This is a genomic window from Spirillospora sp. NPDC052242, from assembly GCF_040679555.1.
Lineage (GTDB): Bacteria > Actinomycetota > Actinomycetes > Streptosporangiales > Streptosporangiaceae > Spirillospora.
Genome location: NZ_JBFAUZ010000010.1, coordinates 66,779 through 89,360 on the forward strand (window position 1 = coordinate 66,779; position 22,582 = coordinate 89,360).

General features: G+C 68.0%; 15 protein-coding genes. 8 read left to right on the forward strand and 7 right to left on the reverse strand.

All coding sequences use genetic code 11. The annotated features are described in order from the left end of the window. Nucleotides 1-35: 35 nt before the first annotated feature. Nucleotides 36-917: a phytanoyl-CoA dioxygenase family protein gene (locus AB0L25_RS10720; RefSeq protein ID WP_500170724.1), complete on the forward strand. Its 882-nt coding sequence runs from the start codon at nucleotides 36-38 to the stop codon at nucleotides 915-917. 45 nt (nucleotides 918-962) lie between these two features. Beyond that, nucleotides 963-1,511 (forward strand): SUKH-4 family immunity protein, encoded by a 549-nt coding sequence (locus tag AB0L25_RS10725; protein ID WP_500170726.1) that lies wholly within the window; start codon nucleotides 963-965, stop codon nucleotides 1,509-1,511. Between the two features lie 617 nt (nucleotides 1,512-2,128). Here the strand turns inward: AB0L25_RS10725 and AB0L25_RS10730 are convergent. Further along, complete coding sequence (locus AB0L25_RS10730; RefSeq protein WP_500170728.1) at nucleotides 2,129-2,353, reverse strand: hypothetical protein; 225 nt, start codon at nucleotides 2,351-2,353, stop codon at nucleotides 2,129-2,131. Between the two features lie 1,085 nt (nucleotides 2,354-3,438). On the opposite strand from AB0L25_RS10730, the gene AB0L25_RS10735 reads away from it, so the two are divergent. Then, on the forward strand, nucleotides 3,439-3,852 hold the full coding sequence (locus AB0L25_RS10735) for a hypothetical protein (protein ID WP_500170730.1): 414 nt from the start codon (nucleotides 3,439-3,441) through the stop codon (nucleotides 3,850-3,852). 90 nt (nucleotides 3,853-3,942) lie between these two features. Continuing rightward, complete coding sequence (locus tag AB0L25_RS10740; protein ID WP_500170732.1) at nucleotides 3,943-4,689, forward strand: site-specific integrase; 747 nt, start codon at nucleotides 3,943-3,945, stop codon at nucleotides 4,687-4,689. A 377-nt stretch (nucleotides 4,690-5,066) separates the two neighbouring features. On the opposite strand, the gene AB0L25_RS10745 is transcribed toward AB0L25_RS10740, so the two are convergent. The 4 genes from AB0L25_RS10745 to AB0L25_RS10760 form a co-directional block, all read right to left on the reverse strand. Beyond that, a complete protein-coding gene (locus AB0L25_RS10745; RefSeq protein WP_500170734.1) occupies nucleotides 5,067-7,028 on the reverse strand; it encodes a hypothetical protein in 1,962 nt (653 codons plus the stop codon). Then, nucleotides 7,025-8,182 carry a 5'-methylthioadenosine/S-adenosylhomocysteine nucleosidase gene (locus tag AB0L25_RS10750; RefSeq protein ID WP_500170736.1) on the reverse strand — a complete coding sequence of 386 codons (1,158 nt, stop codon included), beginning with the start codon at nucleotides 8,180-8,182 and terminating at the stop codon, nucleotides 7,025-7,027. The genes AB0L25_RS10745 and AB0L25_RS10750 overlap by 4 nt, the downstream gene beginning before the upstream one ends. Beyond that, complete coding sequence (locus AB0L25_RS10755; RefSeq protein ID WP_500170738.1) at nucleotides 8,179-8,913, reverse strand: NUDIX hydrolase; 735 nt, start codon at nucleotides 8,911-8,913, stop codon at nucleotides 8,179-8,181. The genes AB0L25_RS10750 and AB0L25_RS10755 overlap by 4 nt, the downstream gene beginning before the upstream one ends. A gap of 229 nt (nucleotides 8,914-9,142) precedes the next feature. Then, complete coding sequence (locus tag AB0L25_RS10760; RefSeq protein WP_500170740.1) at nucleotides 9,143-12,136, reverse strand: AAA domain-containing protein; 2,994 nt, start codon at nucleotides 12,134-12,136, stop codon at nucleotides 9,143-9,145. A 612-nt stretch (nucleotides 12,137-12,748) separates the two neighbouring features. On the opposite strand from AB0L25_RS10760, the gene drmD reads away from it, so the two are divergent. Next, complete coding sequence (drmD, locus tag AB0L25_RS10765; protein ID WP_500170742.1) at nucleotides 12,749-15,970, forward strand: DISARM system SNF2-like helicase DrmD; 3,222 nt, start codon at nucleotides 12,749-12,751, stop codon at nucleotides 15,968-15,970. Beyond that, the gene (locus AB0L25_RS10770) at nucleotides 15,970-20,103 is read left to right on the forward strand and encodes an Eco57I restriction-modification methylase domain-containing protein (RefSeq protein ID WP_500170744.1); all 4,134 of its coding nucleotides are present in this window, start codon (nucleotides 15,970-15,972) and stop codon (nucleotides 20,101-20,103) included. Before drmD ends, AB0L25_RS10770 begins: the two co-directional genes overlap by 1 nt. A gap of 71 nt (nucleotides 20,104-20,174) precedes the next feature. Here the strand turns inward: AB0L25_RS10770 and AB0L25_RS10775 are convergent, their stop codons facing one another. Together AB0L25_RS10775 and AB0L25_RS10780 are read right to left on the reverse strand one after the other, a co-directional pair. Then, nucleotides 20,175-20,363, reverse strand: a complete 189-nt coding sequence (locus tag AB0L25_RS10775) for a DUF397 domain-containing protein (RefSeq protein WP_500170746.1) — start codon at nucleotides 20,361-20,363, stop codon at nucleotides 20,175-20,177. Then, complete coding sequence (locus AB0L25_RS10780) at nucleotides 20,360-21,241, reverse strand: helix-turn-helix domain-containing protein (RefSeq protein ID WP_500170748.1); 882 nt, start codon at nucleotides 21,239-21,241, stop codon at nucleotides 20,360-20,362. The genes AB0L25_RS10775 and AB0L25_RS10780 overlap by 4 nt, the downstream gene beginning before the upstream one ends. Nucleotides 21,242-21,557: 316 nt before the next feature. Between AB0L25_RS10780 and AB0L25_RS10785 the strand changes: the two genes are divergently transcribed. Continuing rightward, on the forward strand, nucleotides 21,558-21,983 hold the full coding sequence (locus tag AB0L25_RS10785; protein WP_500170750.1) for an ATP-binding protein: 426 nt from the start codon (nucleotides 21,558-21,560) through the stop codon (nucleotides 21,981-21,983). Then, nucleotides 21,980-22,552, forward strand: coding sequence for an SUKH-4 family immunity protein (locus AB0L25_RS10790; RefSeq protein WP_500170752.1), 573 nt, complete (start codon nucleotides 21,980-21,982; stop codon nucleotides 22,550-22,552). Before AB0L25_RS10785 ends, AB0L25_RS10790 begins: the two co-directional genes overlap by 4 nt. Nucleotides 22,553-22,582 lie beyond the last annotated feature (30 nt).

A 22,582-nucleotide genomic window follows, 5' to 3' on the forward strand; every position in this document is an offset into this window, starting at 1 on the left:
GTTCGACCGGTTCACCCACCGCGAAGGAGCACCAGATGCCGTCCCGCTACGCGCGCATCACCGACGCCGATCGCCGCACCTTTGCCGAGCAGGGCTACCTCCTGATCCGCGGCGCCCTCGACGACCCCCTGAGAGCGACCATCGAACAGGCCGTGGACCGCGTCCACGCCGCCGAGGAACGCGCCGGCCGCCTCGGCCCCCACGGCGCGATGCACACCCTCGGCGCCGTCTTCCGCGACGAGGCGTTCACCGAACTCCTCGACCTCCCCGCCACGTTCCCCCACCTCTGGGGCCACCTCGGCTGGAACATCTACGTCCACCACAGCCACATCGACGTCAACCCGCCCGTCCCCGAGGACGACCCGCCCGCCTGGCGCTGGCACCAGGACGGCTACCGCCAGAACGCCGACCTCGACATGGACCCCCGCCCGATGTTCTCGATCAAGGTCGCCTACGTCCTCAGCGACCTTTCCGAACCGGGCCGCGGCGGCACGCTCGTCCTACCGGGCAGCCAGTACAGCAACACCCTCGACCGCACCGAGCCCGGCCCGGACGGTCACCACCCCCGCCCCCCGGGCACCGTGGAGATCTCCGCCCGCCCCGGCGACGCCTTCCTCTTCGACCGCCGCCTCTGGCACTCCCGCTCCCCGAACCTCTCGACCATCACCCGCAAAATGGTCTTCCTCTGCTACACCTACCGCTGGATCCGCTGGCGCGACGATGTCACGATCAACCGGCACTCCCCCTGGTGGCAGAACCTCACCCCCCTCCGCCGCCAACTCCTCGGCGACGGCGACGAAGCCGCCAGCCACTTCGGCTTCACCCTCGACTCCGGCGTCTGGGACGACTCCATCCCCCTCCGAGCCGAACTGAAATCCCGAGGCCTCCTAGACAAAACCCACCACTACCTCCGCTGACCAGAGACAACCGCCTCGCGCCGCCGCCCGGATACCTTCACCGATATGCCCGTCGACGATCTCCCCGCGCCTCCCACCTTCGAAGCGCTCGCCTCCTGGGCAGGCGCCGGCCGGTTAGTACGCGCCACCGAACCGGACGTGTCCACCTGGCGGCTCCCCGCCCCACAAAAGGCGGCCCTGACCTCCAGCGGCATACCACTGATAGACGACCTGATAAGCGAGGTGTCGTTTCACTCAACGCCGACGACGTACCGGTTGAGCCGCCTCACCAACGAAGACTTCAACGTGACCTGGGAGTACACCGCAGCACAGGGAAGCGGCGAGGTACTGGAAACAGCCATGCCGGACGGCGCCACGAGGTTCGTCAACTCCACGATCAACCACTGGCTGTGCTCACTGCACCTGTTCGGCAGCCGCCTGTCCAACTCGTCCGCCCTAACCCACTGGCCCGAGAACGAAGACACCGAACAAGACGCACTAGCAGAACTCGCTGACCTACTGGACCAGATCAGAACCCTAGACCCGCCCGCCGTCGGAGCCGGCGACCACCAGACCCACTTCTGGCCCGCAACACTAGACCGATGGCTCTACTAGCCGACACCCGGAACGCGGTAAACACAAAATCCAACTAGAGCCGGAACCATCGACGCCCGATAGACAGGTGGTGTTCGAGCGGTGCGCATCCACTTGAGGAGACTCCGAGGCCCGACAAGAAATGCGGCATCCGGCACGACGAAGACGGTTCCCGCCTCGAACAATCCATCTGCCCCGACTCAAGGACTTCCGCCGCCACCTCGCCCGCCGTTTCGGCGCGGGACGCCCACGGAGCCCGACAACCTCCGCCGTAGCTGGGACCGTGTTCGTGAGGTTGCGGGGCTCGATGCCGGAATGGGAATCGAACCCGCGCTGTCAGCTTGGAAATCATTCGGATCGAGCCGCTCGGGGTTGCTGACCTGGCGTTCCAGGGTGCCGCGAGTGACCGTGAATGCCCCTTGATCACCGTGGCTAATCGTTCGCTATTCGCTCGCGTCTGCTGCCTGACCTGCGACATCCGTAGGATGCCGTCGTTCACCGTTCATCCGTTCGCCCGTAGTGCGCACCGGAGTGCTCGTTCGCGCGAACGGCGCGCTTCCCCGTAACGGACAGTCTCGCGCGAATGAGTGCTCCGGCCCGCGGGGGCCTGGGGGCTGCGAAGCCCCCGTCGGGCACGTTCAACCCGCTTCTGCATCCGGCATCGGTAGTCCCAGCTCGGCCATGGCGGCGAGATAGAGATCTTGAATGTCCCGGACATCGTCTCGGGCGTTGTACCCGGCCAACTGCCGGAGCGCTGGGGAGTCGACGCCTCTTGCGAGCGCCTCGGCGCCGATCAGGGGAAGCGCTTCGGGTGCCAGCTCGCCAGTCACGTAGTCGCAGAACAGGCGACGGAGGATCTCCATGGAGCGAGTTTCGCGGCGGATGAGAGCGGCGGGCAAATCGCCAACCTGCCGCTCACCGTGGCTGTCGTGGTGGAATCGCGGCAGTGACCGGCGAGCGCTCTGGGCGCCCTTGACCTGATTCCAACGGCCACGGGCTGTCCCGCACATGGGGAACGGCGAAGAAGGCGAATCCGCGTAGCCAGTTTGGAAAGATATCGGTGCGCGATCTTGTGACCGGCTTCCGCCCAGGTCACAGGAATCCGGCGACCCTCCGCAGGTGCCCGTGGGACCCCGCTGCCGACCAACCGAACGGGGCGATCTCCGATCGGGACGGCGGCAGACGGGAAACTCCTCTCCATATCAGCCCTCGACCTCCGTCATTGTGCGGCCCAGGCTCCCGGAGCCGGAGTGCCCCACCGGTGGCATAAAAGGGGCCTGAACCTACTGTGTGCGACAACTCGGGGCGGTGGCGCGCTCCGGTGACCGCCGTGGCCAGCGAGCAGTGCGCATAGTGCCGCGATCGCGGCCGTGCGCCCGCCGTCCGGGACTGGCGCCCACGCCGCCCACGCCGCATGCGCCGGACGGCGGTGGCAGGCTTGGCAGCCCGACCGGGCTGCTCCCCCACCGCCCGCCGCCAGCGCGGATCCAGCGCTGCACCATGCGCCGCGCTTCATCCTGGTTGTCGAACTCCCACCGGAGCACCTGGCCTGTCTCGGAGTCGCCCGACCGGGCCTCGACATGCCACCGCACCTCACAAGTTAGAGAGTGTCTCCTGGATCTTGTGGTGTGGATCGGCCATTCACCATCCCGGGCTCGGGTGGTGGCGCCTGGGTGTTGGTGCGGTCGGTGAGATGGGCGGCGGTGACCGCGCAGACGGCGAGGGCGGCCATGACCAGCACGGTGTGCCGCGCGATCGCCTCGTCCTTTGACGACACGAGTTACGCCGGCACCCATCGTGAGCAGGCCATCACGATGAAAAGTCCTCACTGATCCCACCGACCTTGACAAATTTCGTCCGTGCGGCAAGGCTCTGGCAAGCGTCACAACAGAGAATTCCCTCCGGTCACGCCAGCCGTAACCGGAATGACGAAGTGGAGGAGTCGCAGATGCGCTGGCTACGACGAATGGGCCTGCTGGCGGCCGTGATGACGGCCGTCGCATTTGGGGGCGCCGCGCACGCGAGTGCCGCGGTGCCGCCCCAAAACGTGCACTGGCTCTACACGGCGGGTGGCGGCGGTGCGGTGTTCTTCGACGCTGACCTGGCAGGCTATCCGTCGAGTGAAAAGGTGACGTTGTGTGACAACAGATCCAATAGCCGGGGCGTCTTTGCCGTTCTTGATGGAACCCACCCTGACACCGGTGGACCCTTCAGGGTCACGATAAATGACCCGTCCAACGACGGGGCCTGCAAGTCGACGTACGGAAACTTCTTTGCCGATGGGTACTACGTGGATGTCCTAGTTTGCGAATACGCGGGTGACGCCTATTACAACTGTGCCCAGGCCAGAGGTGTGGCGTAGGGCCTACTACGGCAGCTGAAAGACGAATGGCTCTATGCGCTGTACGTTCTGGCGCTCTGCCTCGGCCTGCGCCGTGGGGAACTGCTCGGCTTGCGGTGGGAGGACATCCGCCTCGTCGGCTGCCGGGCGTGCGGCGGTGACGAGGGCGCCGGCGACTCCTGCGGGCGGTGCGCTGGGAGCGGCATTGAGTCGGGCACGCTCGAAATCGTGCAGACGCTACAGCGGGTCGGGGGAGCGCTGCGGTTCGTCCCGCCCAAGACGGACGACTCCACGCGCACGGTCCCGCTGCTGGACCTGTGCATCTCGGCCCTGCGGGAGCACCGGGCGAGGCAGGATGCCGAACGGGCCGACGGCTGGGCCACCTGGAAGGATCACGGGCTCGTGTTCCCGTCCCGCCTCGGGACGCCCATGGAGCCGGACAACCTTCGGCGTAGCTGGTACCGCATCCGTGAGGCCGCAGGGCTGGACTCGATGCGCTTTCACGACATGCGGCACACCTGCGTCTCGCTGCTGCTGGACCTCGGTGTTCCGCCTCACATCGTGCGAGAGATCGTCGGGCACAGCGATATCGAGGTCACGATGACGATTTACGCTCACGCGGCGCTGGAAGAGAAGCGGGCGGCGCTTCGGAAGCTGGGGATGCGCTCGGCTGACGCCGCTGCTGTCGCTACTGCTGTCAAAAGGCACGGAAGGATTAGGTTCCGGGCCTTTTGGCTGGTCATCTGGTGTGGGCAGGGGCGGGGTCGAACCGCCGACCTTCCGCTTTTCAGGTCACACCGCCTGAGCGCTGTACTGACCTGCGAAAACCCTGGTCGCTCACGAGCGAGAAGCCGATAAGCGGATTGTGTTCGTCACGAAGCTAGCACGCTGAGCTACATGATGACTACCCAGCGCCTGAACTGCTCAAGCCTCTTAGTCTGGCGGCCAGAGGCGTTCGCCATCCAGGTAGCACACCGCCGGTCTCCTATGGATCCCAAGTGTCGGTGCTCGCGGGTACGGCACTTGCGTCGGCTCCGGCTGCAGTCAGCGGAACCCGGAGCGGTGATCACCAGGGCCACGTGGGCCAGCCGGAGTAACTGCATTGGGTGTCGCGAGTTCGCGTGGTCTGGAGTAGCGCAGGTTCTTCCGGGTCCGTGGTTGCGGCGTTCGGCTGATCGTGCTGTGTATGCCGTCGCCTGCAGTGGCCTAAGCGCTGTCTACGTGCCTGCACGGTCTCAGCGATCTGGCCGTCGCCGGCGGTCCTGTTCGATCCACAGCTTGCCCTCTGCTGCGATCCCCTCCATGACATGCAGCGTGTGGCCTAGGCCGGCGGCGTCCAGCGTCGCCTCCGACACTGTCGCGAGGGTTTCGTCCACCTGGAGTTCTTCCATCGCCGGAGCCAACATGTCGGCCTTGACCAGTTCTCCGTTGACGAGGGCGAGTTCGAAACTATGGTTGCCGTCGTCGGCTTGGCGTACCCGGACGGCTGCCACGGCCTCGTAGCGGTAGTTGGTGCGCGCTCGATTGTGGAAGGTACCCCGCTCGAAGTCGAGGTCAGCGGTGAGCTGGCGTACCCCGTCCTTGGTGAGGAGGAAGAGGAGCAGGCGGTAGCGCGTGTAGCGCGGGGGACCCTGGGGGACTCGTGCGCGCCTGGTGGATGATCCGGGGGCCTCGATGAAGGCGTGCGCGATCACGTCGCTCATGGTGAGGCCGTAATGGCGCAGGGCATCACTTAGCAGCACCTTCCGGTCGCGGTCCAGCCAGATTGCCATCTCCGGGTCGGTCGGCTTGTCGGCGAGCTTGCACTTCCAGCGTTCAAGGGCCGCCCAGCAGTCCTCCTCGATCCGGTCCTGCTCGGCGTCGTCCGCCGCGTACCGCCGGGTCTCCGTGACGATCCGCATCCGGGCGCGGACGGCGACCACTCCGGCCACGAGCGCCAGGAGCGCGGACACCGCCGCGTTCATGGGTGCCGTCCGCGCCGCGCCCGCCACCGCCCAGACCGTCCCGGGGGCGAGCGCGGCGAGGCCGAGGAGGGTCGCCGCCTTCGTGCTCAGCGGGACGGCGAGTTCCTGTCGGTAGTCCCACAGGGTGCCGTTCTCCCACTGTCGGCGGACTTCGCTCACCCGGTACCGGATCAGCCAGGCGATCTGCCCGACGCTGGTGCGCTGCTCCCGGTAGACCTCGACCATCTCGTCCCTGATGCTCTTGCGGATGCCCGCCGTGCCGTTCAGCCAGGTCGGACGGCTCGCGTTGCGGGGCACGTACCTGGCGAAGTAGTAGTCGAAGCGTTGGTCCACCTTGCCGGCGAAGCCGGAGGAAGTCGCCCGGGACGGAAAATCCCGCGGTGGCCTGAACTCCCTTTCCTTCGCGTGGAGCCTTTCGGTGAGGTAATGCCATTGGGTGCCCGCGTGGACGGCCCAAAATCCTCCGCCTATGCCCAGCGCGTACACGAGCAGCGTGAGCAGCTGAAGATCCCGAAGGAGTAGGTAGCCCAGGTTGAGCGCCGCACCGGCCAAGACGACCCCGCCGCAGACGGCCCGGCTCCGCGTGCCGGCCGGGATCACCCGCGGTCGGACTGGAAGGAACCGGGGGGCGGCAGGGGTGGGGTGGAAGTACTTCCAGACGCGTTCGCTGCGGTTGTCCGCCATCTGCTCTTCCCGCGCCTCGTCCAGGGCACGGTCCCAAACCTCGTTCTTCAACGGCCCTTCGAGGAACAGTTCGAGGTGCCGGAGGATCATGCCGCGCTGCGGTTCGGCGAGGTTGTCGAAGTCCTTCAGCAGCGGTCTGAGGTCGGTGGTGGGTTGCGCGGTGGCGTCCATGAGTCGCACTACGGTCTTCGCCCCGTCCGCCCAGGCATCCCCGCCGCTCAGGCGGCAGAAGGACGGCGCCTGCCGCAGCATTGCGGCGTCCGCGTCCGGCATCTCGTTCCACGCCCTCCCGCTGACGAGGGCGAGTTGCCAGTGGAAGCACACCCTGTTGCCAGTGAGACCGGCCATCACGGCCTCGCCGATGACTTCCCGGGCTTTGCCCGGTTGGCCGCCGTCGAGCAGCCTTACGCCGATCTCGAACCTCTCCGTGGGCGAGGCAGTCGGTGGAGTCGAATAGATAGTGACGTCGCCATGGACGACTCCCGCCTGGATCCCCACCTGGGAGTCGTCGTCGGCGTAGTTGAGCGTGGCCGCCTCCGGCCCGGTCATGACAGATCCTGGACGAGGCCGAGAACGATCGCCACCTCGGCCGCCAGGGCGGCAACGTCCGCGACGAGCCCGCGCGCCTTCTTCAGCGCGAGCGTCACCGCGCCCGTGTCCCGAGGGGTCGCGTGCAGGGCTTCGCGGGCGTCGTCGAGTTCGGCGCGCGTAGCGCGGTACGTGTCCTCGTCGATGACTCCCGCGTCGCGCGCCTGCTGGAGCCGGGTGGTGAGGTCCCCGAGCGCCGCCGATGGGTCCGACTGCGCGGCCTTGTCGGTTGACTGGTGGACGCCGCCGTGCACGTGGCCGGCCTGGACGCCCACTCTCGCGTTGTCCTTGGCGATGTTGCGGACCGTGTCGTCCATCTGTCGGTTCCCCGTCGTTCCGGTCGTCTCGGGCCGTTGGTGGTTTGCTTCGTCCGTCGTGAGGCTCTCCGCCAATGCGGCGGTAAAGGCAGCGGCGTTGCCCACCGCCCGCGGCTGCCAGCGCTCGCGGTCGGTGGCCTCCTTGGTGCCGTCGGCCCGGTCGCTGACGCCCCGGACCACGACCACCGGGAGCGACCTGTTCAGGTGCGCGGCCTGCGCGACTCCGGCCCCCTCCATCTCGACCGCGAGCGCGTCGTTGTAGTGCCGCCGAATCCACTCGGCGTGCCCCGAGATGGTAGAGTTGAGCACCACCTCGCCGGCGGCGATGGGTCCGAAGTGCACTTTGGGCCGGGGGTGCTTCGCGTGCTCGCTCGCCGTCCAGGCGCGCTCGCGGGCGACGTGCCGGGCGATCTGGTCGGCGTCGTGGGAGACCTCCCAGACCCGGGGGCGGCTCTTGAAACCGTCGTCCTCGCTGGTCCCGCCGTGGAAAGCGTAGACATGGGTCGCCACGACGACGTCGCCGAGAGCGATGTGGGAGTGCAGGGCTCCCGCTACCCCCACGAACAGCAGGGCGGTGGGGGAGAATTCGTGGATGGCGCGTTCGGTCAGGACCGCTGCGGACTGGTTGCCCTTGCCGACGAGCCCGAGCGCGATCCGGCAGCGACCTCCCTCAAGCCGGCCGACTTCGAAACGGGTGCCCTGCGCGTGCCGGTGCAACCGCGGGTCGCGGAGCTTCTCTCGGACGGCGTCGTACTCGACGTCCAGTGCCGTGAGCACGACAATCGTGCTGCCACTCATCCTTCTGGATCCTTCGTGTCGGGAGGTTCGGTCGGCCGGAGCATGGGCGGATAAAGGTCCTTGCGCGGGCCGGCTTTGAACAGCCGAGCCGGCCGTCCGGTCGTGACCTTGCGATCGAGGTCCGCCGCGATGATGAAGCCGCTGGACTTCTGGACCTTGCGATAGAAATTGCGGGGTTCGAGCGGCATCCCCCAGACCGCCTCGTAGACCCGCTGAAGGTCGGTGATCGTGAACGTCGGCCCGCAGAACGCCGTTGCCAAGGACGATCGCTCGAGCTTGGCTCGGGCGCGCTCGACGCCGTCCGCAACGATCTTCCGGTGATCGAAGGCCAGTTTCAGTTCCCCGCGGAGCACCTGATCCGTGCGCTGCCAGCGGGCGCCTGCCGCGTCCGTCCCTGCGGTCGGCTCCGGAAGCCCAGGGGCGATCGCCAGGTAAGCGACGGACACCACTCGCCCGCGTGGATCACGTCCTGGGGTGCCGTAGAAGTCCAGATGCTCCAGATGCAGCGTCTCCACGTCCATGGCGGCCTCCTCCGCCAGTTCACGATGAGCGGCGGCGGTGAGGTCCTCCTCCGCGTGATTCAGAAAGCCTCCCGGCAACGCCCAGGCGCCCTTGTACGGCTCGATGCCACGTTCCACGAGCAGGACGTGCAGGTGTGAAGCGCGCAGCGTCAAGATCACCAAGTCGACCGCGAGCATCACGGGCGGCGGTGTCCAGTGGTCGTCGGTCATGCAGTGAGAGTACCTTTTTGTCAGTTAGACAAAAAGGGTTTTCGGGGTGGCGCACCGGCTACTGCTCTATGGCGGATCAGCAAGGCTCGCTGGAACCGGTGTGAGGTGGACCGGCTGGCGGCCCGGTTGCCCGCCCGCCGGTGCGCTACCCCATACAACGACTCGTTTGCTTCACCGTCCTGGGACTCGCGGTGGTCCCACGAGGCGAGCACCTTGAGGGGCGCGCGCTTCACGTGTCCTTGGGAAGCCAGCGGCTCAGGCGGGCCCGCGGCACGCTTGCCGCGACGTGCCAGAGCTCGTGCCTGGGGTCCCACCTCGCCTGCACGAGATGCTTGGCCTCGTCCTTCTCGTCGTATGGCACACGGAGATAGAGGCGGCCGTTGACCACGTCGCCGGGGGAAATCCCATTCGCGGGTGCTGCCTTCGCGGCCCGAGGGGGCCCCGGGCGCCAAGAACGTGCGGGCCGGTCCATCCGGGCGCGGTCGACGATGCGTCGGACGCGTTCGCAGGACGTCGGGTCGGTGATCCGCATCATCAGGTCGGTGGAGCCGCCGTGGGCCAGCAGGTTCAGGGAGCCGTGCCAAAGGACGGTGTCGTCGATGATCAGGACCTTCTCGTGCATGCGCTCGCGGGCCTCGATCCGGCAGCCGGCCGACCGCAGTGTCGCGACGAGGTCGGCGTCCTTGGTGCCGGGTTCGTGCTGCCGGGTGTGGACGGTGACACGCGTACCGGCGGCGATCCGCGGTTCGAGACGCCGGAGCCAGTACCGCACCGGGTTCGCGGCCAGGAAGGCGCAGTAGATGTCGATGCTACGGCGGGCGCGCGTGATGTCCCATTCGACGGCGCGGGAGACCTCGTCGGCGGGGAAGAACGCGGGCCGCGCCAGTTCTTCGGGGGCCAGGCCGCCCAGGTCGGCGGCGCTGCGGACCGGGACGAGCTCCTCGACCGGGATGCGCTGTGCGTGCTTCTCGAAATATCCGAGCATCCGGGCGGCCTCGCTCGTGGGGCTGAGCCCGCGGTGCATGAACTCGGTGTTGGCGACCAGAACGAGATGGTCCTGCGCGCGGCTCAGCGCGACGTTCAGCAGCCGGCAGGTGGCCGAGGACAGCCCGGTGCCCTCGTAGAAGAAGCCGAGCCGGTCGCCGGCTCCCGCAACGGTGTCGATCACCACGAGCGGGCGCTGGCTTCCCTGGAAGCGGTGGACGGTGTCCACCACACCGTCGTAGGTCTCGCCGAAGCGGTGGGTCAGGCTCGTATTCAGTGCCTTCTTCTGGTTCTTGTAGGGACAGATGACGGCGAGCCGGTCGGCCGCTCCTTCGCCTTCAGCGAACCCGGTGTGCTTTCGGGCGGGCAGAACCGTGTCGTACTGCAACCCCCGGATCAGCTCGTGGATTACGGCTTCGTGGACGGCGTTGACGGTGTGGGCGTTTCTCCTTCCCCGATCCGGGACCCGACTGGAGGTGTCGATGAGCACCAGCGGGCTGTCGATCAATGGTGAAGGCGGCAGTCGCGTCCCCTCCTGGCGGCCGGTCAGCAGCGGCGCGTCCGGATAGGCGACCTCGTTCACCGCCGCGCAGATCGCCCGGCGCATGCGGTACTGCTCGTTGAGCGCGACCATCCTGGGGTCGCCAACGCGGGCGCCGCCCTGCGGGTCGACGAGCCCGGCGGCGTGAAACGCGTCCCGATCCATCCACAGCCGCGAGTGCTCGATGTCCTGCGCCGACGCCTTGCGGTTGTTCGAACCACGTGTGACGGCGGGCAACTGCCGGAAGTCACCGGCCAGAACGACCCGCTCGCGGGCCAGGCCCGCCGCGTACCAGGCGGACGGCAGGTTCACCATCCCCGCCTCGTCGATGATCACCACATCGACCTCGTCCAGCAGCCGGCGGGTCTGAACCGCCTTGGACACAGTCGTGCCCAGCACCCGGCAGCGGCTCCGCACGGTTTCCGGGATCTTCTGGCGCTGCTTCTGCAGGTCGTCGAGTTGCTGCTGCAGCCGGTCTGCGTCCTCGCGCAGCCGCGCGACCGGAGGGAGCCCCTGCACCCGGGCCAGGATGCCCGGCAAGGCCGAGTCGATGGCGGCCAGTTCGGATTCGCAACGCTGATGGTCCGCCCGAGTGACTCCAAGCCGCTGTTGGCTGGTTTCCCAGGCATGGCGATGGTGATAGAGCTCGTTGTCGAGCGCTTCCAGTTTCGCCTGCTTGCGGCGGGTGAACATACCGGAAGGGATCCCGATGTGGGCCATCTCCTCCTTGACCCGCGCGATCTGCCCGGCGGCAGCGTTCACCGCGGTTTCGGCGTCGAGGACGGACCGACCGGCGGCCGCCAGCTGCCGCCCGAGCTCATGGCGCTCGGTGGTGGCACGCGCCGCATCCTCGTGGCGGGCGATGCCCTCGCGTACCCCGGCGAGTTCCGTCGTGACCCGCGTGATCTCGGCGTCCAGCTCGCTCCCCAGCCTGTCGGCGATGCGGCTCCGGTCAATCTGCTCCCCGTACTTCGCGGCGAGTGATGGGACGGCGATGTCCCCGGCGCGCTGCACCAGCCCCGACTTGAACTGAGGTTCCCGGGCCAGCAGGTCGCACATCCGCAGCAGCGCCTGGTCGACCGCGACGTGCGTAGGCGCCAGAAAGAGCACGCGCAGGCCCTGCCGGTAGCAGCCCTCCACGATGCTCGCCACCACTTCTGTCTTCCCGGTGCCCGGCGGCCCCCAGACGAAGGTCAGCTCGCTGTCAAGCGCCCGTTCCACGGCCTGCCGCTGCCGGGTGTTCAGCTGGCGGTTCCGATACCCCGGGACGAAGCGTTCCGTGTCGGCACACCGGCCCAACTTCGGCTTGCCCTGCCCGACCAGCCACCCCGCAGCGGTGAGGTTCATCGCCGGTGTGCCGGTGCCGATCTGCTCCAGCCGTTCGGTCAGCGCCACCAGGCCCGCGGTGTCGTCCTCGACCAGTTGAGCATTCGCCGGCTCGGTCCCCAGGTCCGCGTCGGTGGTCACCCGGATCTTGCCGTCCGGCGACCGCGTCGCCTCGGCGCGCTCCCACGGGCCGCGAGACCGCGACATCCGGATCAGCAGGTCTTTGCTGCCGAAAGCTTCTTTCCACCCCTTGCAGGAGAACAGATACTCTCGCTCGGAGCCGGACTGCCGAACGATTCGACCGTCACGCAGTGATACCTTCTCTGCATTTGTCATGTCGGCGTGCAGGATCGCTGCGATCTCCAACTGCACCGCACGGTGCAAAAGGGCCATGGGGTACGGCCCGGCTTGCCTCTCCGTCATCGATTCCTTCCCGAACACCGTGGAACGTGTCGAGCGCGACCGAACCGCGCCTTGTCGTGGGCTTAGAAGGGGCCGCCCGGCCCGACAGTGCCTCGCTGTCGCCGCGGCTCGTGGCACGTCATCGGTTTGTGCGATAGATGGCGGACGTGCTTGAGCATGCGCGTCTCCGGGTGATCGGTAATGGTCAGACCGAAATCTGAATAAGAGGCCAACGCTACCCCCGGTACATGAGCCTTTGCTCGGTGTTGAACGGTTTGCAGTGTGCCAGAAGTGGGGCTTCATGCCGACGTCCTGACCGTGAGTTGACATTGCGTCGAATGGGTGGTCCCGGCCTGCCGGACGAGCGCAAGCAATGATCATGTGCCGCTCGAGTGAGCCCGTCATGGGCACCGTGGAAGGGAGCGGGCGCGAGCGGCCAAGCTGAGGTCAGGGGATGTGTCGCACAAAGAGGGAAATTTTGGCGTTTTGTACTGACCGGGCATGTCTCGAGTGCTAACAAGGTGGTCATCGTCGGGCCGTTGCATGGACGACGGGGTCCGGTGCCCGGCGATACTTGCGGGCATGGGGAGCGTGACGATGGTGGCGACGGAGAGCGGGGCGCCGGCGCAGGGACAGCTGGTGACCGTGCGCAACCGCCAGTGGGTGGTGGCCGAGGTCGTCCGCGGGACGGTCGCCAGCAGCGACCCCTACGAACTGACGGGCGAACCGCAGCACCTCGTGACGCTGATCAGCATCGAGGACGACGCCCGCGATGAGGAACTCCGGGTCGTCTGGGAGCTGGAGTACGGCGCCGTCGTGCACGACCAGGCGCTGCTGCCCGACCCCGCCGACGGCTTCGACGACCCGGCGGAACTCGACGCTTTCCTCGACGCCGTCCGCTGGGGCGCCATCGCCTCGGCCGACAAGACCGCCTTGCAGGCCCCGTTCCGCTCCGGTATCCAGATCGAGGATTACCAGCTCGACCCCGTGGTCCGCGCCCTGTCGATGCCGCGCACGAACCTGCTGATCGCCGACGACGTCGGCCTCGGCAAGACGGTCGAGGCGGGCCTCGTCATGCAGGAGCTGCTGCTCCGCCACCGCGCCCGCACGATGATCATCGTGTGCCCGGCGGGACTCACCGTCCAGTGGCACGACGAGATGCGCGACAAGTTCGGCCTGGACTTCCACATCGTCGACACGGCACTGCTCAAGCGGCTCCGCCGGGAACGCGGCCTCTACGCCAACCCGTGGACGCACTACCCGCGGCTCATCGTCAGCATCGACTGGCTCAAGCGGGAACGGCCGCTGCGCCTGCTGCGGGACGTGCTGCCCGCCGTCCCGCGCCACCCCCGCACGTTCGACCTGCTGGTGGTCGACGAGGTCCACACCTGCGCGCCGTCCGGCCGCGGCAAGTACGCCGTGGACTCGCTGCGCACCCAGGCGATCCGGCAGCTCGCTCCGCACTGCGAGCACCGGCTGTTCCTGTCGGCGACACCGCACAACGGCTACCTGGAGTCGTTCACCGCGCTGCTGGAACTGCTGGACGACCAGCGGTTCGCCCGCGGCGTCAAACCGACCGACGAGCAACTCAAGCGGATCATGGTACGCCGCCTCAAGCGCGACCTACCGGCGCGCTGGGACGGCTCCCCGGCGTTCCCCGCCCGCAAGCTCGACCCTCTGGAGGTTGACTACTCCAAGGCCGAACGGGACGCCCACGCCCTGCTCACCCGCTACGCCGACAGCCGCCGCACCCGATCCGGGACGAACGGCAAGGGCGGCGCCCATGCCGCCGACTTCGTGACCATGCTGCTGAAGAAGCGGCTGTTCTCCTCCCCGAAGGCGTTCGCGGAGACCGTTGAGACGCACCTGAAGACCATGAGCGCCCGGGACACCGGCGGCGACGACTTCGGGGAAGTCGCCGCGCGGGCTGGGGCGAGGGCGCTGCGGCCGCTGGTCGAACGGCTGGAGGAGACCGCCGAGGACGACACCGCGTACGGCACCGTCGAGACCGACGCGCTCACCGCCGTCCGGCGCATGTCTCCACCGCTCACCGAGGAGGAGCGTGGCATTCTTCGGGAACTGCACACGTGGGCGCGCGGAGCGCAGGATCGTCCCGACGCCAAGTTCGACGCGCTGCGCACCTGGCTGGAGCCGATCGTTTGTCCGGACGGCCCGCGCGGCGAATGGACGTCCGAGCGGGTCATCGTCTTCACCGAGTACCGCGACACCCAGCGCTGGCTGCACGAGCGGCTGGTCGCCGCCGGCTACCCCGCGGACCGGATCGCCCTGTTGTACGGAGGGCAGGACCCCGACCAGCGCGAGCACGTCAAGAACGTCTTCCAGGAGTCCCCAGACCTGCCGGGCGGGGACGTCCGGATCCTGCTCGCCACGGACGCCGCCAGTGAGGGCATCAACCTGCAGAACCACTGCCACCGGCTGCTGCACTGGGAAATCCCGTGGAACCCCAACCGCCTCGAACAGCGCAACGGCCGCGTCGACCGGCACGGCCAGCGCGCCGACGAGGTGCGGGTCCTGCACTTCGTTCCGCGTGGCTGGGACGGTGCCGACTTCGATGCCGGGACCCTCGAGGACGAGATGCTGTTCCTGCAGACCGCGGTCCGCAAGGTCGAGCAGATCCGCGAGGACCTCGGCAGCGCCGGCGAGGTCATCGCGGCGCAGGTGGAGCAGAAGATGCTGGGCCGCCGCGCGGACTGGCAGAGCGCGGACGTCGAGATCGCCCGCAGGTCGACGAGCGCACGGCTGAAGGTCGAGCGTGACCTGGCGCGCGACTTGGAGCGCCTCACCGGAGCCCTCTCGAGCAGCCGTACCGAGCTGAACCTCTTCCCGGAGATGATCGAGCGGGTGGTGCGCACGGGCCTGGGGCTCGCCCACCGCAAGGACCTCATCGACGCCCCCGCCCCGGACGGCTTCTCCTCGCGCTGCTTTCGGCTGCCGGAGCTGCCGGGCGCGTGGGCGCGGGCGCGCAACGCGGGCCTGCACCACCCGGTCACCGGCGCGGAACGCCTCGTGACCTTCGACCAGGACGCGGTGGCCGGACGCACCGACGTGGTGCTCCTCCACCTGGGGCACCGACTGGTGCAGATGTGCCTGCGGCTGCTGCGCGCGGAGCTGTGGGCGGGCGCCACCGGCCAGAGCGCCAAGCTGTCCCGGGTCACCGCCCGGACCGTCCCCGGCGACGTGCTGCGGACGCCCGCGGTCGTCGCACACGGCCGTGTCGTCGTCACCGGCGCCGAGGGCACCCGGCTGCACGAGGAGATCATCGTGGCGGGCGGCTTCATCGAGGGCGGGCAGTTCGTCCGTGCGCGCGAGGACGAAGTGGAAAACTGGCTCTCGGCCGCCCGCGAGGAGCCGGTATCCGAGGACGTCCGGGACCGGCTCGCCGGGCTGTGGGGGAACCTGTCGGAGCCGCTGGGCCGGGCGCTGCGGACCCGGGCCGGGCAGCGGACCCGCAGCCTCGACAAGCTGATCGCCCGGCGCGGGGACGAAGAGGTGGAGGCGATCCAGGCGGTGCTCACCGAGCTCGAACGGTCCATCGGGGCCGCGCTCGACGACGTCGGACGCTGGGAGCAGGGAAGCCTCTTCGACAGCGACGAGCAGCGCACGCAGCTGCACCGCGACCGCGAGGCCCTCGCCGAACGGCTGCGCACCATCCCCGAGCAGCGGGAGCAGGAGGCGGCGGCGCTGCGCCGCCGCTACGCCGACCCCCGCGGCCGCTGGTTCCCCGCTGCCGTGACGTTCCTGGTGCCCGACTCGGTCGCGCACCGCCCGGGAGGCACGCGCTGATGCCGCCCCGCACCCGCCGCCCCGTTCAGTCGGTTCCCGACCAGCACGCCGAATGGCTCGGCCTGCTGCGCCCCGACGGCCCGTTCCTCGCTCTGCCGGTGCTCGTCGAGGCGCTGCCGCAGGGCCTCGACACCGTGCCCGCCGAGACCCGCGACGAGATCCGGCAGGCATGGAACCAGGTGCAGGACGATCCCGACCTGCTGCTGCCGGGCTGGTACGACCGCGTCCTGCGGACCCTCCTCGGCATCCCCTTCAACGCCCTCGTCCAGGGCTCGACGATCGAGGAGCTGTACCGCCGCGCCCGTCCCGACTTCGTGGCGTACGGGCCGAGCCCCGCCGGCCGCGCCATGCGGCTGTTCATCTACAAGCATCCGTGGGACGAGCCCCTGACGCGGGGGCGCGGCGACCGTCTGTCTCCCGTCGAGCAGGCTGCCGCGCTGTGCCGGGAAACCGGCGTGCCGCTGGCCCTGGTCACCAACGGCCGGTTCTGGATCCTGGTGCACGCCAGGCACAAGGAGGCGACCTCCACCGCCGTCTTCGACGCCGACCTGTGGCTGGAGGAACCGCTCCTACTGCGGGCGTTCACGACGCTGCTGGGCGCGCGCCGCTCCCTGGCGCCCGCCGAACGCCCCGACGGGACCCCCTCCGACGGGCTGGCCTCGCTGTTCGCCCGCAGCGCCCAGGCGCAGGCGCAGGTCACCGACACCCTCGGCCGCCAGGTCCGGCAGGCCGTCGAACTCCTCGTCGGGGAACTCGCCCGGCTGGACCGCGAATCCGGCGGCACCCTGCTCGCGGACGTCACCGAACGCGACATCTACCGGGCCGCGCTCATCGTGTTGATGCGCCTGGTGTTCCTGCTGTACGCCGAGGAGCAGGAACTCCTGCCCACCGACGAGCTGTACCGGCTCTCGTACGGGGTCGCGGCACTGTACGACCGGCTGTCGGCCGAACGCGACCAGCAGGGCGAGGAGGTCGGGGATCGCCGTTCCGCGGCCTGGTACCGGCTGCTCGCCCTGTTCCGCGCCGTCCACGGCGGCAGCGAACACCCGGACCTGCGCATCCCCGCCTACGGCGGATCGCTGTTCGACCCGTCCGGACACGAATGGTTGGCCGAAGCGCCCGTCACCGACCGCGTCGTGCACGAGGTCCTGGACGCTCTCCTCATCCTGCGCCACAAGCGCGGCAAGGCAGCCGCCGAACGCCTCTCGTACAAGGGCTTGGACGTCGAGCAGATCGGCCACGTCTACGAGGGCCTGCTGGAATTCTCCTGCCTGAAGGTCGACGAACCCTACGTCGGGCTGACGGGCAAGCTCGAACCGGAACTGCCGCTGCGCCGGCTCGAAGAAGAGCATGCCAAGGGCACCGAATCGTTCCTCGCATGGCTCAAGGACGAGTGCGGCGCCACCCCGAAGCAGGTGGAGAAGTCGCTCGGCACGGCCCCGAACACCGAACAGGCAGCCGCGCTGCACGCCGCCTGCGACAACGATGAAGAACTCGCCGGACGCATCCGGCCGTTCTTCGGCTTGCTGCGCCCGGACCTGCGCGGCGACCCGACCGTCTACCCGGCCGGTTCCGTCCTGTTCACCCAGGTCGGCGACCGCCGCGCCACTGGCACCCACTACACGCCGAAGTCGCTCGCGCAGGAGATCGTCCAGCACACTCTCGCGCCGCTGTGCCACCGGCCCGGCCCCGCCGAAGGCGCCCCCGAGGACGAATGGCGGCCCAAGCCCGCGGACGAACTCCTGAGCCTCAAGGTCTGCGACCCGGCGATGGGCTCCGGCGCGTTCCTCGTGTCGGCCTGCCGGTACATCGCCGAACGCGTCGTGGATGCCTGGGAGCGCGACGGCGTACCCGAAGACGTCCTCGACCTGCTCGGCCCCGAACACGACCGCGACGACCTCCTGATCTTCGCCAAGCGCCGCACCGCCGCGAGCTGCATGTACGGCGTCGACCGCGACGACATGGCCGTCGAGCTGGCCAAGCTGTCCCTGTGGATCGAGACCCTGGCCAAGGACAAGCCGTTCAGCTTCCTCGACCACGCCCTCCGGCACGGCGATTCCCTCGTCGGCCTGATCGACGAGGCCCAGGTCTGGAGCTTCCACCTCGATCCCGGCTGGGGCGGAAGCGTCAACGCCCGGTTCGGGAGCGTCATGGACGACCTTTCCTCGGTGCTCACCCAGGCGCAGGAACTCCGCGAGGAGATCGAGACGTTCCCCGCCGACGACATCGAGCGCGTCGCGGAGAAGCAGCGGAAGCTGGCCGAGGCCGAACGCCTCACCGAGGCTCTCCGGCTGGCCGCCGACGCCGTTGCCGCCGCGGCCCTCTCCACCGCCGGACGTCCGCTAGACGAACTGGACGCGCGGCTGGACGACCTCGCGAACGATGTGCAGGCCGTTCTCCGCTCGGAACGGGTGGAGCAGATCAAGGACCTCGCCCGCGAAGCCCCACCGTCACCGCTCGAAGGTGAACTGCGAGGCAAGCTGCATAGCTGGCTCAAGGGCACAAGGAAGGCCCCGGTCAAGCCCTTCCACTGGCCGCTCGAATTCCCCGAGGTCATGCGTCGGGGCGGCTTCTCCGCCGTCGTCGGCAACCCACCCTTCATCGGCGGCCAGCGGCTCACCGGCGCGATGGGCGTCGACATGCGCGAGTACCTCGTCCACCACATCGGCGGCGGCCGGCGCGGCAGCGCCGACCTGTGCGCGTACTTCTACCTGCGCGACCTCGCCATCACGAAAGACGGCCGGGTCGGCATCATCGCCACCAACACCCTCGCCCAAGGGGACACGCGGGAAGTTGGCCTCGCCCAGGCCCGCGACAAGGGCTGGAAGATCTACCGAGCGGAGAAGTCCCAACCCTGGCCGGGCACGGCGTCCCTGGAGGTCTCGCTGGTCTGGACGGGACATCCGGGGGAGGAGGAGAAGCCGATCCTGGACGGCCGCGAGGTCGTCGGAATCACGTCGAGTCTGGATCCTCAGTCCCGGGTTACAGGCGACCCGTACCGTCTCGTCGCGAACGAGGGGCAGTCGTTCCAGGGCTCCATTGTGCTCGGGAAGGGTTTCGTGCTGGAGCCGGAGAAGGCTCAGGAACTCATCGCCAAGGACCCGCGCAACAAAGACGTCTTGTTCCCTTACATGGGCGGAGAGGATATCAACTCTCGATGGGACTTGTCGGCTCCGCGCTGGGTTATCAACTTCCATGACTGGGATGAGGGTAGGGCTCGAACCTACCGCGATTGCTTTGAGATTGTAGAGCGTCAAGTTAAGCCCTTTCGGGCGCAGAATAAACGCAAGGTTCGCAGGGAGCGGTGGTGGCAGTTTGCTGAGCGTGCGGTCGGTCTCCATGAAATCTCTAAGGATTTTGATCGTGTCCTTGTGATCGCAAGGGTCAGTAGCACGGCGGCGCCGACCTTCGTGAATAATGATCGAGTGTTGAATGAAAAGGTCGTTGTCTTTGCTACAGACAAGTCGGAAGACTTGGCTCTCCTGTCTTCAAGCCTCCACATCCAATGGGCATGGGAGTATTCAGGGAGATTGAAAGCGGACCTGCAATACGCTCCATCGGACTGCTTTGATACCTTTCCAAGGCCCACCTCAACAGCAGAGATGTCGCGCGTGGGTGGCGAAATAGATACCGCAAGGCAATCGTTGATGGAGCGAGGAAAAATTGGACTAACTGTGTTGTATAATCGCTTCAATGATCCCGTTTGTCGGGATAGTGGAATCGTTGAGCTGCGTAGAATACATGTCAAGATCGACGAGGCTGTTCGGGAAGCTTACGCGCTGGACGAGGAGCGGGAGCCTGCGATCCGGGAGTTCGAGGTGGAGAAGGCCTCGGAACCGTTGCCGTCGTGGCGGGACATCGAGCTCGACCACGGGTTCCATGAGACGCGGCAAGGCATTCGGTTCACGATATCGCCGCAGGCGCGTGACCTCGTGCTCGACAAATTGCTCGCGCTGAACCGTTACCGGCAAAAGCAAGAGACCGATCAAGGCGCGCGCAGTAAGAAGAAGTCGCGGAAGAAGGCCAGTGCGGCTGACGAGCGGCTGGGCGGGGCCGCTGGCGAGGACAGAGCGGCGGGCGCTGAGGAATCTTCCATCGAAGGTCTGTTTCCGCCGCCGGGCGCTCTGTTCTGATTCATCGGCGACGCACTTGGGCTGAGCCTGGGTGACATCATGTGGGCTCAGCCCAAGGCTGAAGCGAAGCGTCAGGTGTTGCGCAGGCAGGTGAGGAGTCCAGCCCACTCGGTTCGGCTGAGTTCGATGATTCCGGCTGACGGCTGAGCCTTAGAGTCGCGAACGCCGACGGTGCCGTCCATGGCCTGGGCCACTTCCACGCAATCGCCGTTCGGCTCGCTGTGCTGCGACTTGCGCCAGCCTGCGTAGTTCTTGGTCATGTGTCCGATTCTGTCTCGCTGGTCAGCTGGTTGGCCACCCTGTCGAGGAAGGCGATGCTGTCGGCGGGGGACAGAGCCATCTTCCGGAGGCGGTCGTACATCTCGGTATACCGTGCCACCTCGCCGCGCTGCGTAAGTATGAGATCCGTGGTGACGGTATCGACCACGGCCGTTGCCGGGTCGGTTGGGCCAGGGAAGACGTAGAGGGAGAACGACGCCTTCGGCAGGAAGCCGCCGGTGATGAGGACGTCCGACGGCAGCACCCGCATGATGATGCGCGGCTGGGCCGAGACGACCTCGATCAGGTGTCGGAGCTGCGCGGCCTTCACGTCAGCCGGTATGGCGAGCCGGCGGATCATGGTCTCGTCCAGGACGGCCTCGTAGGTGGGACCGTCCGGGCTGAGGAGATGCTGCTGTCGGCGGGTGCGGGCTTCGACCATGCGGGCCGGTGAGTAGTCGAGCGTCCCCTGATGCTCGTCCAGTGCGACCATCGCGTCGATGAACTCGGGGATCTGCAGGACGGCGGGGAAGGCCGTCTGGTTGTAGCTGCGGATGGACTCGGCGCCGGACTCCAGGTCGGCATAGAGGCGTTGCCGTGGACCCATGGCGTTGCCGTATCGGTCCCACCAGCCCTTCGTGGAGGCGTCTCGCGCGAGCCGCAGGACTGTGTCGTACTGCTTGGCGGATACCTCCAGGGCTTCGAGGATGGTCATGATCTCACCCACGTCCGGGCGGACCTGGGCGTTCTCCAGCTTGGAGATCTTGGTGCGGGATTGGTAGACGAGCTTGGCCAGCTCGTCCATGGTGAGGTCTCGGGCCTCGCGTAGCTTGCGCAGCTCGGTGGCGAGGCGGCGGCGTCGGATATACGGGCTGGTCATCAGCGACCTCCCAAGACCTTCGCGGTGCGTCGCCCGGCGACCACGAGGGATTACCTTCCGTTGACATAGATAACGCTATGCGTTCACCGATCAAGCTGTGCGGCACATGGTCCGATCCGGACAAGCGGCACGAGAAATCGAACTTGACGGATCCGCACGTTCCGGTGGCGAACGTTCGGTGGTCGGGAAGCACGAATCGGGTCTCAGCCCCGCCTGACCAGCGCACTTCGCCCCTCCTGGGCGTTGCCGCGTGTGAGCATGTGGCCACTGTGCAGGCGGCCCCGTCCGCTTCCCGACTTCAGCTCACGGAGTGCGCATGCTCTCGACGCTTCCCGCTCACACGGCGCCCGCGGCGCTCTGCTGGCGCCGGACGTTCCCCGGCGACGTCACGCAGGCCCGGACCGCCCGCCGGTTCGTCTCCAGCCTGCTGGCCGACCGTCCATGCCTCGACGACGTCGTTCTCACCGTGGACGAGCTGGTGGTCAACGCGCTCCGGCACACCAAGTCCGGACAGGACGGCGGGACGTTCACGGTGGAGGTGCGGTTCGTGTCCGATCTCGTGGCCGTCTCGGTCGCCGACCAGGGCGGCGCCGCCGAGCCCGCCGCCCGCGACGCGGCCGTGACCGACGAGTCCGGCCGAGGGCTGCGGACCATCTCCCTTACCGCCGAGTCGTGGGGCTGGCACGGCAACGACCGGGGCCGCCCGGTCACCGCCGTCTTCAAAGCAGGGGACGTGGCGTGACCCAGGGCCACGCCGCCCTCCACGCGTGGGTCCGGGAACGGGTCCACTCGGCCGCCATCACCGCCATGCGCGCCGATCCGCAGGCCATCGCCGTGTTCGTCCAGGACCCGCCGGGACTCGACCGGCACACCCGCGACTTCCTCCGTGACGCTCGGAGCCTGGCGCTGGCCTGCACCACCGCGCTCGTCGCCGTCCTGGAAAGGCACCGGCCGGACGGGTGGAACTGCCTGGCGTGCCGCAGTACGGAGTGCCGCACGCTGCGGCGGGTCGCCGGGGTGCTTGCCGCGCACGCCGTCCGCCCCGCCGCGATCGACCGAGCCGAGGCGTGGCGCCGCGCGGACGCCTGCCTCGCCCGCGACCACCGTCCCACGGTCCCCCTCGGGGTTCAGCCGTTCGAGTACGGCTTCGTGGCTTGGCCTGCCTTCGACATGGGCGAAGGCGACTTCGTCCTGATCGTCGACGCCCGCACCGGCGCCTTGACCCGCTGGCCGCGGCTGCCGGTGGACGTTCTCACGCGCGAGTACGGCGACCATCGAGCCTCCTGGACTCTGCACTCTGAAGTTTGCTAAACTCTAAAGTAGAGAGTCCAGAGTTTGGAG

Excerpts from the sequence above, each read along its gene's own strand:
- AB0L25_RS10755 (WP_500170738.1), bottom strand. The coding sequence starts at position 8,913 with ATGACCGACGACCACTGGACACCGCCGCCCGTGATGCTCGCGGTCGAC.
- AB0L25_RS10750 (WP_500170736.1), bottom strand. The coding sequence starts at position 8,182 with ATGAGTGGCAGCACGATTGTCGTGCTCACGGCACTGGACGTCGAGTAC.
- drmD (WP_500170742.1), top strand. The coding sequence starts at position 12,749 with ATGGGGAGCGTGACGATGGTGGCGACGGAGAGCGGGGCGCCGGCGCAG.
- AB0L25_RS10730 (WP_500170728.1), bottom strand. The coding sequence starts at position 2,353 with ATGGAGATCCTCCGTCGCCTGTTCTGCGACTACGTGACTGGCGAGCTG.
- AB0L25_RS10745 (WP_500170734.1), bottom strand. The coding sequence starts at position 7,028 with ATGACCGGGCCGGAGGCGGCCACGCTCAACTACGCCGACGACGACTCC.
- AB0L25_RS10770 (WP_500170744.1), top strand. The coding sequence starts at position 15,970 with ATGCCGCCCCGCACCCGCCGCCCCGTTCAGTCGGTTCCCGACCAGCAC.
- AB0L25_RS10780 (WP_500170748.1), bottom strand. The coding sequence starts at position 21,241 with ATGACCAGCCCGTATATCCGACGCCGCCGCCTCGCCACCGAGCTGCGC.
- AB0L25_RS10785 (WP_500170750.1), top strand. The coding sequence starts at position 21,558 with ATGCTCTCGACGCTTCCCGCTCACACGGCGCCCGCGGCGCTCTGCTGG.
- AB0L25_RS10720 (WP_500170724.1), top strand. The coding sequence starts at position 36 with ATGCCGTCCCGCTACGCGCGCATCACCGACGCCGATCGCCGCACCTTT.
- AB0L25_RS10775 (WP_500170746.1), bottom strand. The coding sequence starts at position 20,363 with ATGACCAAGAACTACGCAGGCTGGCGCAAGTCGCAGCACAGCGAGCCG.
- AB0L25_RS10735 (WP_500170730.1), top strand. The coding sequence starts at position 3,439 with ATGCGCTGGCTACGACGAATGGGCCTGCTGGCGGCCGTGATGACGGCC.
- AB0L25_RS10725 (WP_500170726.1), top strand. The coding sequence starts at position 963 with ATGCCCGTCGACGATCTCCCCGCGCCTCCCACCTTCGAAGCGCTCGCC.